This window comes from Pseudokineococcus lusitanus, assembly GCF_003751265.1.
GTDB classification, from domain to species: domain Bacteria; phylum Actinomycetota; class Actinomycetes; order Actinomycetales; family Quadrisphaeraceae; genus Pseudokineococcus; species Pseudokineococcus lusitanus.
Genome location: NZ_RJKN01000001.1, coordinates 399,922 through 413,217, shown reverse-complemented (window position 1 = coordinate 413,217; position 13,296 = coordinate 399,922). Strand labels below are relative to the sequence as shown.

Genomic DNA, 13,296 nt, shown 5'->3' with positions numbered 1-13,296 from the left:
CACGGCGACGCCCGAGGGGCCCGACGGCGGGTCGCTGCGCCCTGACACCCTCGCCGTCCGAGGTGGTCTCGCGCGCTCGGGCTTCTCCGAGACCGCCGAGGCGCTGTACCTGACCTCCGGCTACGTGTACGGGTCGGCGGCCGAGGCGGAGGCGGCGTTCTCCGGGGAGATCGACCGCTTCGTCTACTCCCGCTACGGCAACCCGACGGTGGCCACCTTCGAGGAGCGTCTGCGCCTGCTCGAGGGCGCCCCCGCCTGCGTCGCGACGGCGTCCGGCATGTCGGCCGTCTTCACCGCGCTGGCGGCGCTGCTGGGGAAGGGCGACCGCGTCGTCGCCGCCCGCAGCCTCTTCGGCTCGTGCTTCGTCATCCTCGACGAGATCCTCCCGCGCTGGGGCGTGGAGACGGTCTTCGTGGACGGCTCCGACCTCGACCAGTGGGAGGCGGCGCTCGCGCAGCCGACGACGGCGGTCTTCTTCGAGACGCCGTCGAACCCCATGCAGGAGATCGTCGACGTCCGCCGCGTCAGCGAGATGGCGCACGCCGCCGGCGCGACCGTCGTCGTCGACAACGTCTTCGCCACCCCGGTGCTGCAGAAGCCGCTCGAGCTCGGCGCCGACGTCGTCGTGTACTCGGCGACGAAGCACATCGACGGCCAGGGCCGGACGATGGGCGGCGCCATCCTCGGGCCGGTCGACCTGCTGACCGGCGGCGTCGAGACGCTCATCCGGCACACGGGCCCGTCGCTGTCGCCCTTCAACGCCTGGACGCTCACCAAGGGCCTCGAGACGCTGTCGATGCGCGTGCAGCGCCAGGCGGCGTCGGCCGAGCGGATCGCCCAGTGGCTCGAGGGCCAGCCGGGCGTGACGGGCGTCGTCTACCCCTTCCTCGACAGCCACCCGCAGGCCGACCTCGCCCGCGCGCAGATGACCGCCGGCGGGACGGTCGTGACGCTGACGCTCGACGGCGGCAAGGACGCGGCCTTCCGCCTGCTTGACGCCCTGCGCGTCGTCGACATCTCCAACAACCTCGGCGACTCGAAGTCCCTCATCACGCACCCGGCGACGACGACGCACCGCCGCCTCGGGACGGAGGGTCGCGCACGCGTCGGGATCACCGACGGGCTCGTGCGGCTGTCGGTGGGGCTGGAGGACGTCGATGACCTGCTCGAGGACCTGGCGCGGGCGCTCCCGGGCTGAGGGCGGAAGGTGCTGCCCCGTCGGGGTGTTCGACGGGCATGACCACCATCGGACTCATCGGCAGCGGCAACATCGGCAGCACCGTCGCGAGGCTGGCTATCGACGCCGGCTACGACGTCGTCGTCTCCAACTCGCGCGGCCCCGAGACGCTCGTCGACCTCGTCGAGCAGCTGGGCGACCGGGCGCGCGCGGCCACGGCGGCCGAGGCCGCGGAGGCGGGCGACCTCGTCGTCGTCACCGTCCCGCTGCACGCCTACCGGCAGGTGCCCGTCGAGCCGCTCGCCGGCAAGACCGTCATCGACACGAACAACTACTACCCCGAGCGCGACGGCCGCATCGACGCCCTCGAGGACGGCACGGCCACGACGAGCGGTCTGCTGCAGGCGCACCTGCCGCAGTCGCACGTGGTCAAGGTCTTCAACAACATCTTCTTCGTCGCGCTGGCGGCGCTGGCCCGGCCGCAGGGCGACGAGCGGTCCACGCTGCCGCTCTTCGGCGACGACGAGGGCGCCAAGGCCGAGGTGACGGCCTTCCTCGACGCCCTCGGCTACGACGCCCACGACGGCGGCACCCTCGACGAGAGCTGGCGCTCGGAGAACGGCCGACCCGTCTACGTCATGCCGTACGCGAGCGACGGCGACGTCAACTCCCCGTCGCGGGGCGACGCCGCCACGGTGCGCGAGCTCCTCGCGCAGGCCGACCGCAGCGACGTCCAGCCCGCGTCGCAGGCCGCGCCGCCCAGCTGATCGGCACGGCCGCCGGAGGTGGCTGCGCGAGAACGCGGTAGAGCGCGTCCTCGTGCAGCCACCTCCTCCGGCGCCGAGGTGTGTGCGCCCAGGTCGCGGTGCACCGCGACCTGGGCGCACGAGCTCGCCAGGGGCTCGGCCGACGTGGCGGAGAAGTCCCGTGCGTCGTCGCCGACCCCGCGCCTAGCGTCCGCCCATGACCCACCGCCGCGTCGCCCTCGTCACCGGTGCCAACCACGGGATCGGCGCCGCCACCGCCCGCCGGCTCGCCGCCGACGGGTGCGCCGTCCTCCTCACCTTCCACGCCTTCGACGACCCCGAGGCCGAGGAGGGGTCGCGGCGGGCGCACGCGTCGGACGCCGACGACGTCGTCGCCGCCGTCCGGGCCGACGGCGGCACCGCGCTCGCGGTCGCCGCCGACCTCGCCGACGCCTCCGTCGTCCCCGCGCTGTTCGACCGTGCCGAGGCCGAGCTGGGCCCGGTCGACGTCCTCGTGCACAACGCGACGGCGTCCCTGCTCGACACCTTCCGCCCGCAGGAGCACGACTGGGCCGGGCGGCCCCAGCACGGGCTGACAGCGGAGACCGTCGACCGCCAGTTCGCCGTCGACGCCCGGGCCGGTGCGCTGCTCATCGCCGAGCACGCCCTCCGCCTCCAGCGGCGAGGGGCGACGTGGGGGCGTGTCGTCACCCTGACGTCCGGGGGCGTCGAGGGCTTCCCCGGCGAGGTCTCCTACGGCGCCGCGAAGGCCGCGCTCGTCAGCTACACGCTGTCGGCGGCGCTCGAGCTCTCGCGCTTCGGCGTCACCGCCAACGCCGTCCACCCGCCGGTCACCGACACGGGCTGGGTGACCGACGAGGTGCGCGCGGCGGTCGCGGCGGACGACCGGTGGATGGGCGTCGCCGAGCCGGACGAGCCCGCGCGCCTCATCGCGTGGCTCGCCTCGGAGGCAGCGGACCGCGTGACCGGCAACGTCATCAGGATGGCCTGACCGGCGTCCGACGGGCGTCGTCGGACGGCACGGGACACCATCCGCGCGTGAGCACCGCGGACACCGCCTTCGCCCCCCGGCCGCAGCCCGACGGGCGCGCCCACCCCTCGCGCCGGTTGCGCGACGCGGTCGAGCCGCTCGCCACGCTCGGCTACCACGCACCCGACGCGCTCGACCTGCTCGCCACCGTCGGGCTCGAGCACCCGGCGAGCTACGTCTGGCCGCGCGCGAGCAGCCTCGGGGAGCCCTCGGCGGCGGTCGTCGTCTCCGCCTTCGGCGTGTGGCAGCCCGAGGCGGTCACGGCGGCGTACGAGTCCGGCCGCGCCGCCGTCGGTCTCGCCGAGGTGCGTCGGGTGCGCCTGCGCGGTGCCACGGACGCCGTGCGGGCGGTGCTCGGCGACCCCGAGGAGGTCGACGGGCTCGAGGACACCGTCGTCGCCCTCGAGCGGGCGGTGGCCGGGACGTCGACGGTCGCGCGCCCGCTCTTCGCCGGCCTCACCGGGCACCCCGAGCCGCCGGACCTCCTCGGTCGGCTGTGGCACGTGACGAACGAGGTCCGCGAGCGGCGCGGCGACGCACACCTCGCCGCGCTCGCCGGGGCCGGCGTCGACGGCGTCGGGGCCAACCTGCTCAACGAGCTGTGGCACGGCTTCGACCAGTTCTCCTTCACCGCCACCCGTTTCTGGACGCAGGCGCAGATGGACGCCGGGCTCGAGCGGCTCCGTCACCGCGGCCTCGTCGACGGCGAGGAGCTGACCGACGACGGCCGCTCGCTCCGGGAGGCGCTCGAGGCCTTCACCGACGCGGCGGAGGAGGTGGTCACCGACCGGCTGGACGACGTCGACCGGCACGTGGAGAGGCTCGGGCGCTGGTCGCGGCAGATCATCGACCGCGGGTGGTACCCGGACGAGGGCAACAAGCGGTACGCGGGCTGACCGACCGGCCGACGCTCAGCGGGCGACGAGCCAGAGCGTCACCGTCGCGGCGACGACGACGAGCGGCACGAGCACCAGCCCGCGGGCGGCGAAGCGCCACCAGTCGACGGCGACGCCGGCCTCGCGGCACGCCCGCGCCCACAGCAGCGTCGCCAGGCAGGCCCACGGGGTGATCAGCGGTCCGAGGTTGACGCCGGCGAGGAGGGCGACGACGCGCTCCGGCGAGCCCGCGACGGGCTCGAGCGCGAGGTAGGCGGGCAGGTTGTCGACGGCGTTGGCGGCGAGGACACCGACGCCCGCCAGGCGCAGCAGGTCGCCGAGGCCGCCCCCCTCGCCGGCGAGCGCGGCGAGCGGCTGCGTGAGGCCGTGCTCGGTGGCGGCGGCGACGAGGAGGAAGAGGCCGAGGACGCCCAGCAGCAGCGGGACGTCGGTGAGCCCGCGCAGCGACGTCGTCGTGGGCCCGCCCCGCCGCAGCAGCACGCCGGCCACGAGGACGACGGCGCCCACGAGCGCGGGGACCTCGACGGGGACGCCGACGAGGGGGAGCAGCGCGAGCGCCGGGGCCAGGGCGACGCAGACGCCCGCGGCGAGCAGGAGGAGGCCGCGGTCGGCGACCTCCGGCGGGGCGAGCGCGCCGACGTCGTACCGGCCGCGCAGCGCGGACCGGCCGAGGACCGCCAGGACGGCCACGGTGACGAGGACGGCGACGAGGCCGGGCAGCAGCGCCAGGCCGATGAACTGCGCCTCGCCGCCGGGCAGCTCCGGGCCCGCGACGGCGAGCAGGTTGGTGAGGTTGGCGACCGGCAGCAGGAGCGAGGCGGTGCTCGCGAGCCAGACGGTCGTCGTCGCCAGGAGCAGGCCGGACGTGCCCGTCCGTCGCGCGAGCGCGAGGACGACGGGCGTCAGCAGGACCGCCGTCGTGTCGAGGGAGAGGACGGCCGTGCAGGCGGTCGCGAGCGCCACGACGGCCAGCCACAGGACCCAGCGACGCCCGCCGGCGAGGACGGCCAGCCGCGCGGCGGCGACGGCGAAGACGCCCGCGCGGTCGGCGAGCGTCGCCACGACGGTGATGCCGAGGACGAAGAGGAGGACCGGCGCGGTGCGGCCGACGACCTCGACCGTCCCGTCGGCGGGCAGCAGGCCTGTCGCGGCGACGACGCCGCCGACGAGCGCCAGGGCCAGCCACAGCCCGGCGCGGGACCGCGCGAGGTCACGGGCGCGGGCGACGAGGTCGGCGCCGCGGCCCTCGGGCAGGGGAGCGCTCACCGGAGGACGACGTCGAGCACGCGGCGCCCGTCCCGGGCCGGCTCGCCGAGCTCGACGGCGACGCCCTCGGCGCCGCGCACGGAGACGGCGGTCGCGTCGCGGACGAGCGGGGGGAGGGCGGCGGCGAGGAGGTCGCGGAGGTCCTCCGGCGTCGTCGGCTCGGCGGGCTCGACGGCGAGCGCCCGCGCGACGAGCCCGCGGGTGTGCTTGGCCATGTGGGAGACGACCGACCGGCGCCCGTCGACCTCGCGCAGGACGCGGACGGAGACGGTGCGCGCGGCGGCGTCGCCCCGCGGCGTCCAGGCGGCGGCGTAGTCGGCGGAGCGCCCGTCGACGACGAGCCCGTGCTCCGCGACCGGGTCGAGCGCCGCGCGCAGCGGGTCGCGCCAGAGCGTCGCGAGGCGGGGGAGGTCCGGCAGCGGCACGCCCATGGACAGGCGGTAGCCCGGCACGCGGTCGGGCAGGCGCACCGCGCCCCACGCGGCGGAGGCGACGACGACGCGCTCGTGCGCGCGCGCCGTCGCGGCGTCGTCGAGCGAGGGGAGGTCGAGGGCGTCGAAGAGGACGCCGGTGTAGAGCTCGGCGGCGGGGCGCGCGGGCTCGGTGCGCCAGCGCGTCGTGCGCTCGGCCTCGGGACGGAGCTGCTCGCTGCCGGCGCCGAGGGCCTCGCGGCCGGCCCGGGTGCGGGCCAGGCGGGAGGCGGCGACGAGGACGCGGCGGCGGGTCGCGGTCAGCGACGGCCACGAGAGCGCGGCGAGGTCGACGGGGTCGCCCTGCTCCGCGGGGGCCTTGCCCTGCGAGGGCGGGAGCAGCACGAGCACGCGGGGCAGCGTAGGGAGTCCGAGGAGTGACGCCGTGCGCGGCCGCGCGGCGTCCCCGTGGCGGCGAGGTGTCGACAGGGTGCCGCCCCCGGGCGGCAGATGTGCGCCGAAGTGCCGTCAGGGTGCCGATCAGGTGGCAGATGGGCGCCGAAGTGCCGTCAGAGTGCCGCTCGGGCGGCAGATGGGCGCCGAAGTGCCGACTGGACGCCCCGGAAGGACGCCGCACGGCCACGGGCGGCGGGTCGGGTCCCCCTCCGGGCGGAGGCGCGGGTCCCCCCACAAGGGGACGCACCGGGCACGACGGCGGCCCTAGCGTCGCGGGCGCCGTCGTCCCCGTCCCGAGGAGACCCGCATGTCCCGTCAGCCCAGCCCGCGCCGTCGCGCCGCCGCCGCCGGGGGTGTGGCCGCGGTCGTCGTCTCGCTCGTGGTCGCGTCGCCGACCACGGCCGCCACGACGCCGGCCGCCCCGTCCGCGCCCGCCGCCGACCTCGCCACCGGGGGTGTCAGCGCGCCGGTGCCCGAGATCGACTGGGCCGCCTGCACCGGCCCCGACGGGGCGCCGGTCCCCGCGCTCGCGGCTTTCGAGTGCGCCACCGTCGAGGTGCCCGAGGACTACGACCGTCCGGACGGGCTCACGAGCACCGTCGCGCTGACCCGCCTGCCGGCGTCCGACCCCGCGCAGCGCATCGGCACCCTCTTCACGAACCCTGGTGGTCCCGGTGGCTCGGGCGTCGACTTCGTCCAGCAGAGCGCGGCGGTCGCGTACACCCCCGAGGTCCGCGCCCGCTTCGACGTCCTCGGCTTCGACCCGCGGGGGGTCGGCCGGTCGACGCCCGCCACGTGCTTCCGCACGGCGCAGGCCGAGACCGACTTCCTCCTCCAGCAGGCACCGATCGCCTTCCCGGTCGCCGACGCCGAGGTCGCCCCCTTCCTCGCGTCGAACGCACGCCTGACGTCGCGCTGCGGTGCCACGTCGTCCGAGCGCCTCGACTCCAGCTCCACGGCCAACGTCGCGCGTGACATGGACCTGCTGCGCCAGGCCGTCGGCGACGAGGGCCTCACCTACGCCGGCTACAGCTACGGCTCCGTCCTCGGGGCGACCTACGCCAAGCTCTTCCCGACCCGGGCGCGAGCCCTCTTCATCGACGGGACCCTCGACCCGGCCACGTGGGTCGGCGACCCGAGCGGCCGCGACCCGCTCTCCGTCGGCGTCCGTACCGGCCAGGGCGTCGCCGCGAGCGAGACCTTCGACGAGCTGCTGCGCCTCTGCGCCGAGGCCGGCCCCGAGGGCTGCTACCTCGCGCAGCTCGGCGACCCGGCCGAGGTCGCCGAGGCGGCGCTGCAGGGCCTGCGCGAGGAGCCGCTGACCATCCCGGTCGAGGGCGAGCCCGTCGTGCTCGACTACGCGACGACCGTGGCGACGGTCTTCACGCTGCTCTACAACCCCGCGACCTTCACGCTCGTCGACCAGACCCTCGCCGAGGTCTTCGTCCTGCAGCAGGCAGGCACCACGCCCGAGGAGCGCGAGCGGGCCCTCGTCCGCACCGGCGCCGTGCTGGCGGCGCTCGAGGACGCCGGCCTGACGGCGACCCGCGGTGCCGCCCCCTCGCTCGCCGGTCGGGTCGGCGAGGAGTACCCCTCCATCGGCGGTGCCTACGCGAGCCTCTGCGCCGAGACGGCGCGCCCGGGCAGCCGCGCCGCCTACGCCCCCCTCGCCGAGGCCCAGGACGAGGTCGCGCCCCACTTCGGCCGCTTCCGCGCCTGGGTGGGCGTGCAGTGCGAGGGCCTCGGCGCGGAGGACCCGGACGCCTACCTCGGCCCGTGGGACCAGGACACCGAGATCCCCGTCCTCGTCGCGGGCACGACGTCGGACCCGGCCACGGCGTACGACTTCACCGCCCCGTACGCGGCGTCCTTCCCCGACGGCCGGCTGCTCACCGTCGAGGGCGTCGGGCACACGACGATCGGGCTCAGCGCCTGCGCCGACGCGCTCGTCACCCGCTACCTCGTCGACGTCGAGGCGCCCGCGAGCGGCGCGGTCTGCGGGCAGGACGTCCCGGCCTTCCCGCCGCTGGCCGTCGCCCCGCTGCAGGCCCGCGCGCTCGCGGCGGACGACGACGCCGTCGCCGCCGCCGCGCGGGAGGCGCTCGCGCGCACGGCCGTCCTCACCGGCAGCCGCTGACCCGCGCGCACGTCCCGACGACGCCCCCGGTCCCGCCGCGGACCGGGGGCGTCGTCGCGCGCGGTTGCCGCGGGCGGCCGCGTCGCCCAGCGTGGGCGGTGCGGGACGTGGAGCCACGGCGTCCTCGCGCCAGCGAGGGGACGTCATGACGTCGACGGCGGGGCACGGCAGGGACGGCGCGCAGGGCACGACGCGGGGCCGGGCGGTGCTGCCGCGCCCGTGGACCGAGGGCGGGGACGAGCCGGTGGCCCGGCTGACCTTCGTCGGGACGGCGACGACGCTGCTCGAGCTCGGCCCCTTCACCCTGCTCACCGACCCGAACTTCCTCCACCGCGGCCAGCGCGCCTGGCTCGGCCACGGCCTCGTCAGCAAGCGCCTCTCCGAGCCGGCGCTGCAGGTCGACGAGCTGCCGCCGCTCGACGCCGTCGTGCTGAGCCACCTCCACGGCGACCACTTCGACCGGGTCGCGCGCCGCGGCCTGGCGCGCGACCTCCCCGTCGTGACGACCGGGCCGGCGGCGGACCGCCTGCAGCGCTGGGGCTTCGGGGGAGCGGCCGAGCTCGCGACGTGGACGAGCACCGAGATGCACCGGGACGGCTGGACGTTGCGGATCACGAGCACGCCCGGCACCCACGGGCCCGGTCCCGTGGCGCGCCTGCTGCCCGACGTCATGGGGACCGTCCACGAGCTCTTCCGCGGCGACGAGCTCGTCCACCGGCTCTGGGTCAGCGGCGACACCCTCCGCCGCGAGTTCCTCCGGCAGGTGACGGGCCGCTGCGGGCCGCTCGACGCCGCGGTGCTCCACCTGGGCGGGACGCGGGTGCTGGGGCTGCTCGTGACGATGGACGCCAAGCAGGGCGCCGACGTCGTCCAGATGCTCGAGCCGCGCGTGACCGTGCCCGTCCACCACGACGACTACACCGTCTTCCGCTCCGCCCTCGGGCACTTCACCGACGAGTGGGGGCTGCGGGCCTCGCGCGGAGGGATGCCCGGGCAGCTGCGGGTCGTCGGGCGGGGGGAGACGGTCTCGCTCGTGCCGTGAGGGAGGCTCAGGAGGCGCGGCTGCCCGAGGCCCGCATCCACGCGCCGAGCCCCGCGCGGACGGCGGCGCCCGGCACGGCCCGCAGGAGCGGGGTCGGGGCGTCGCGGCCCGTCAGCTCGGCGCGCGAGAGGGCGCTGACGACGCGGGCGCGCCGCCCGGCGTCGTGCTCGTACGCCCGCAGCCCGGCCACGGGACCGTCGGGGTGCGGCAGGTGGCGGGCGAGGGCCGCGGCGTCGAGCAGCGCCTGGTTGGTGCCCTGCGCCAGCGACGGGGGGACGGCGTGGGCGGCGTCGCCGAGGAGGGTGACAGCGCCCCGCCCCCAGGGCCGGTGCACCCGGTAGGCCGCCCGCGGGTAGGGCAGCAGGGGCAGGTGGGGGTCGTCGAGCAGGTCGAGGGCGGCCCGGGCGGCGGGGGAGCGGTACCCGCCGAAGCGCTCGCGCAGGGCGGCGCGGGGGTCGTCGTCGCCGGGCAGCGGGGTGCGGACGTCCCACCACACCTGGGTGCGTCCGCCGCCGCACGGGTTGAGACCGACCATGCCCGCGGGGCCCACGACGAGCACGCACGTGGCGCCGTCGTCGACCGCCGTGCCGGTGGGCGCGGGCGGCGGCTGCCACGTGGTGCCGGGGCCGAGGACGATCGGGTCGCCGTGCAGCACCCGCCGGACCGCGGATCGGGCGCCGTCGGCGCCGACGACGACGTCCGCCACCTCGACGTCCCCGTCGGCGAGGGCGACGCCGGCGCCCTCGCCCTGGCGGCCGGTGAGGGCGGCGACGCCGGCGCCCGTGCGGACGACGACGCCCGCCTCCGTCGCGGCCGCGGCGAGCGCCTCGACGAGCCGGCCGCGGGGCACCGTGACGACGGGGGAGCCGGCGCGCCGCGCGGCGCGGGCGAGGTCGAGCCGGAGCTGGGGCGACCCGTCGGCGGCGTGGCGCTCCATCGCGGTGAGCGGCCGGCCGAGCGGCACGACGTCGACCCCGAGGCCGGCCAGGACGGCGACGGCGCCCGGCCAGAGCGTCACGGCGCCGCCGCCCGCCCGCACGGCGGGCGCCTCCTCGACGACCCGGACCTCGTGGCCGTGGGCCGCCAGCGCGACGGCGGCGGCGAGGCCGCCGACGCCCGCGCCGACGACGACCACGCGGGGGGAGGTCGGGGGCACGTGAGAGCTCCTCGGGGCGACGACGACGGCGGGTGCGCAAGGACGCAGGGGCAAGTCTCGGGCACGCCGCGTGACCGCAGGTCGGCGGCTCGCCGCGCAGCGGCGACCGCGCTCGCTCCTGCGGCCCTGCGCCCGCCGGGGGCTCGTGTGCGGACGAGCCGGCCTGTACGCCGGGTTCTGTCCCCCGCCGCCGTCACCGGCACTGGCGAGGGGGCGACCATCCATCTCGGGCGTACGTCGCCGCACGCCTCCAGCGACCTACCCGGCAGCTCGGGCGGGCCGCCCTCGGACGCTGCCTGTCTGGTCTTGCTCCGGGTGGGGTTTGCCGAGCCACCCCCGTCACCGGGGGTGCTGGTGGTCTCTTGCACCACCGTTTCACCCTTACCGCGGGCCGTCCGAGGACGGTCCGTGGCGGTCTTCTCTCTGTGGCACTGTCCCGCGGGTCACCCCGGGTGGGCGTTACCCACCACCCTGCCCTGCGGAGCCCGGACGTTCCTCGGCGCCGTCCCGGAGGACGACGACGCGGCCGCCCAGCCGACTCGTCCGCGGGGGAAAGGCTAGACCTCCGCGGGAGCGCCCGACGACCCCGCCGTCGCGCGGGCGGTGCCCGTGCGCTGGTCGGGCACCCGGGGCGCGGCCGCGCCGGCCATCCGGGCCGCGAGCGCGGCCACCGGCTCCGGGCGGCCGAGGTGGTAGCCCTGGAGGTAGTCGCACCCGAGGTCGGCGAGGAGCCGTGCCTGGTCGGGCGTCTCGACGCCCTCGGCGACGACGCCGAGCCCGAGGGTCCGGCTCAGCGCCGTGACGGCCCGCACCAGCTGGGTGCGGCGCTCGCTCGTGTGGACGGTGGCCGTGAAGGTGGCGTCGAGCTTGAGGTAGGCCGCGCGGAGGTGGTCGAGACGGCTGAGGGCCGAGTACCCGGTGCCGAAGTCGTCGACGGCGACCCGCACGCCGAGCGCCCGGGCGTCCGCGAGCGTCGAGAGCGCCCGCGCCGCGTCGCCCTCGACGACCGACTCGGTGACCTCGAGGACGAGCAGGTGGGCGGGCCAGCCGGTCCCGCGCAGCACCTCGCCGAGACGACGCACGTAGCCCGTCTCGACGAGCTCGAGCCCCGAGACGTTGACGGCGAGGGAGACCCCGGCGTCGACGGCCCCCGGCAGGGCCGCCAGCTCGCGGCACGCCTGCCGGAGCACGGCGGTGCCGAGCTCGCCGACGAAGCCGTGCCGCTCCGCGACGGCGACGAAGACGTCAGGGCCGACCCGCCCGCGCACCGGGTGCGTCCAGCGGGCGAGGGCCTCGACGCCGACGAGCCGGCCGTCCTCGGCGGCCACGACCGGCTGGTAGTGCACCGCGAGCCCGCCCGTGCGGACCGCCACGAGCAGGTCCTCGGCCATCGACTCCTCCAGCGGGTCGACGACGGCCGTCTCGCAGCGGCCGCGGCCGGCGCGCTTGGCGCGGTACAGCGCCCCGTCGGCGCGGCGCACCGCGTCCCACGGGCTCTCCGGCGGGGACCAGAGGGCGATCCCCGCGGACGCCGGGCTGCGCTCGTCGCGGACGAGGGCGGCGAGGAGCAGCGCCAGCTCCGCCGTCGGCGCGCCGGGCAGCACGACGGCGAACTCGTCGCCGCCCGTGCGGCCGAGGACGGCGGCCTCGGGCAGCAGGCGGCGCCAGCGGGTCGCCGTCTCGCGCAGGAGCGCGTCGCCGGCCGCGTGCCCGCCGCCGTCGTTGACCTCCTTGAAGTGGTCGAGGTCGAGCAGCGCCACCGCGAGGGTGCCGCCGGACCGCTCGGCGGCGCGGGCGAGGCGCTCGAGCGCCTGGTCGACCCCGCGCCGGTTCGGCAGTCCGGTCAGGGCGTCGACGCTGGCGCGGGAGGCCTTCCTCGCGAGGACGCCCACGACGACGGCGATCGCCACGAGGACGACGTCGAGCGCCAGCGCGTGGCCGGGCGTGAGGTCGGGGTGCACGACGACCGCGCCCGTCGCGGCCGCCAGGCAGACCGCGAGGTGGGCCACCGCGGTCCGGGGCGCGAAGAAGACGAAGGCGTCGACCGCGAGGAAGGTGTAGACCGCCGCCAGCGCCAGTGCGTCCGCCCCCGTCGGGGCGACGACGACCGCGGTCGTGATGAGGGCGACGCCGGCGAGGACGAGCGGGTGCGAGGCGCGGACGGGGAAGTCGGCGCGCAGGCGCCACACGACGGCCCCGACGACCACCGCCGCGGCGCTGACGACGCCGACGACGGCGCGCGGCAGGACCGCGGCCGGGTCGAGGCCGGCGGCGACGACGAGGCCCGCGAGGCCGCCCGCGCCGAAGAGCACGCCGATGGCGCTCCCGACCGCGTGCGGGGTCGCCACCTCGGGCACCCGGCGCCACGCTCCTGCCTCCACCTCTGCCCTGTCGGCGGGGGGAGGACGGGGTCTGAGGCACCGCCCCCGAACGGCGGAGGGCCGTCACCCGACGGCGTGCGAGGCTGGCGGCGTGGAGACCTCCTCGGGCGGTGGCGCCCTCGCGCTCGCCGTCCCCCTCCTCGGGCTCCTCGCGGGGCTCGCGGTCGTCGCGGTCGGCGTCCTGCGCCTCGCGCGGGCGGCCCGGGCGCGCCGCCGCCGGGCGGACCTCGACGCCCGGGGGGCGGAGGTGCCGGGCGTCGTCGTCGACGTGCAGATCCACCGCCGCGGGCGGGGGCCCGACGCCCCCTCGGCCTACCGGCCGGTCGTCGCCTTCACGACCGCGCAGGGCCGTCGGGTCGAGACCGTCGCCGGGCCGACGACGACGGGCCGCTGGGTCGAGCGCACGCCCGTCCGGCTGGTGCACGACCCGGACGACCCCGAGCACGCGCGCGTCCTGGGGCCGCCGGCCGGGGTGGACGCCGACCCGTCGCCGCTGCGCACCGCCCTCGTGGGGGCGGCGCTCGTCGTCGTCGGCGGCGCGCTCGCCGTCGCGACGGCGGCCGCGCTGGTCTGACGCC

Annotated in this window: 11 protein-coding genes and 1 other RNA gene; 7 read left to right on the top strand and 5 right to left on the bottom strand. The window is 77.5% G+C overall.

The genetic code is table 11. The features are described 5' to 3' along the window. The first annotated feature begins 34 nt into the window (after nt 1-34). The 4 genes from EDC03_RS01840 (at nt 35) to EDC03_RS01825 (ending at nt 3,870) form a co-directional block, all read left to right on the top strand. Complete coding sequence (locus tag EDC03_RS01840; protein ID WP_199719899.1) at nt 35-1,198, top strand: O-succinylhomoserine sulfhydrylase; 1,164 nt, start codon at nt 35-37, stop codon at nt 1,196-1,198. 38 nt (nt 1,199-1,236) lie between these two features. After that, the gene (locus EDC03_RS01835; RefSeq protein WP_123378470.1) at nt 1,237-1,944 is read left to right on the top strand and encodes an NADPH-dependent F420 reductase; all 708 of its coding nucleotides are present in this window, start codon (nt 1,237-1,239) and stop codon (nt 1,942-1,944) included. 196 nt (nt 1,945-2,140) lie between these two features. Then, nucleotides 2,141-2,935, top strand: coding sequence for an SDR family oxidoreductase (locus EDC03_RS01830; RefSeq protein ID WP_123378469.1), 795 nt, complete (start codon nt 2,141-2,143; stop codon nt 2,933-2,935). Between the two features lie 47 nt (nt 2,936-2,982). Then, a complete protein-coding gene (locus EDC03_RS01825) occupies nt 2,983-3,870 on the top strand; it encodes an SCO6745 family protein (RefSeq protein WP_123378468.1) in 888 nt (295 codons plus the stop codon). A 15-nt stretch (nt 3,871-3,885) separates the two neighbouring features. On the opposite strand, the gene EDC03_RS01820 is transcribed toward EDC03_RS01825, so the two are convergent. Continuing rightward, nucleotides 3,886-5,136, bottom strand: a complete 1,251-nt coding sequence (locus EDC03_RS01820; RefSeq protein ID WP_241966970.1) for an SLC13 family permease — start codon at nt 5,134-5,136, stop codon at nt 3,886-3,888. Further along, nucleotides 5,133-5,957, bottom strand: coding sequence for a YaaA family protein (locus tag EDC03_RS01815; RefSeq protein ID WP_123378467.1), 825 nt, complete (start codon nt 5,955-5,957; stop codon nt 5,133-5,135). The genes EDC03_RS01820 and EDC03_RS01815 overlap by 4 nt, the downstream gene beginning before the upstream one ends. Before the next feature lie 352 nt (nt 5,958-6,309). On the opposite strand from EDC03_RS01815, the gene EDC03_RS01810 reads away from it, so the two are divergent. Then, entirely contained in the window at nt 6,310-8,139 is a 1,830-nt protein-coding gene (locus EDC03_RS01810; RefSeq protein ID WP_123378466.1) for an alpha/beta fold hydrolase, read from the top strand. 145 nt (nt 8,140-8,284) lie between these two features. Further along, nucleotides 8,285-9,181: an MBL fold metallo-hydrolase gene (locus EDC03_RS01805; RefSeq protein ID WP_123378465.1), complete on the top strand. Its 897-nt coding sequence runs from the start codon at nt 8,285-8,287 to the stop codon at nt 9,179-9,181. A 7-nt stretch (nt 9,182-9,188) separates the two neighbouring features. Here EDC03_RS01805 and EDC03_RS01800 read toward each other — a convergent pair whose 3' ends face one another. From EDC03_RS01800 to EDC03_RS01790, 3 genes are all read right to left on the bottom strand, one after another. Further along, nucleotides 9,189-10,337 (bottom strand): FAD-dependent monooxygenase, encoded by a 1,149-nt coding sequence (locus EDC03_RS01800; protein ID WP_158674164.1) that lies wholly within the window; start codon nt 10,335-10,337, stop codon nt 9,189-9,191. A 150-nt stretch (nt 10,338-10,487) separates the two neighbouring features. Next, nucleotides 10,488-10,879, bottom strand: an RNA gene (rnpB, locus tag EDC03_RS01795) — RNase P RNA component class A. A gap of 15 nt (nt 10,880-10,894) precedes the next feature. Continuing rightward, nucleotides 10,895-12,694 (bottom strand): putative bifunctional diguanylate cyclase/phosphodiesterase, encoded by a 1,800-nt coding sequence (locus EDC03_RS01790; protein ID WP_158674163.1) that lies wholly within the window; start codon nt 12,692-12,694, stop codon nt 10,895-10,897. A gap of 115 nt (nt 12,695-12,809) precedes the next feature. Between EDC03_RS01790 and EDC03_RS17430 the strand changes: the two genes are divergently transcribed. Next, entirely contained in the window at nt 12,810-13,292 is a 483-nt protein-coding gene (locus EDC03_RS17430) for a DUF3592 domain-containing protein (protein ID WP_158674162.1), read from the top strand. Nucleotides 13,293-13,296: the final 4 nt, after the last annotated feature.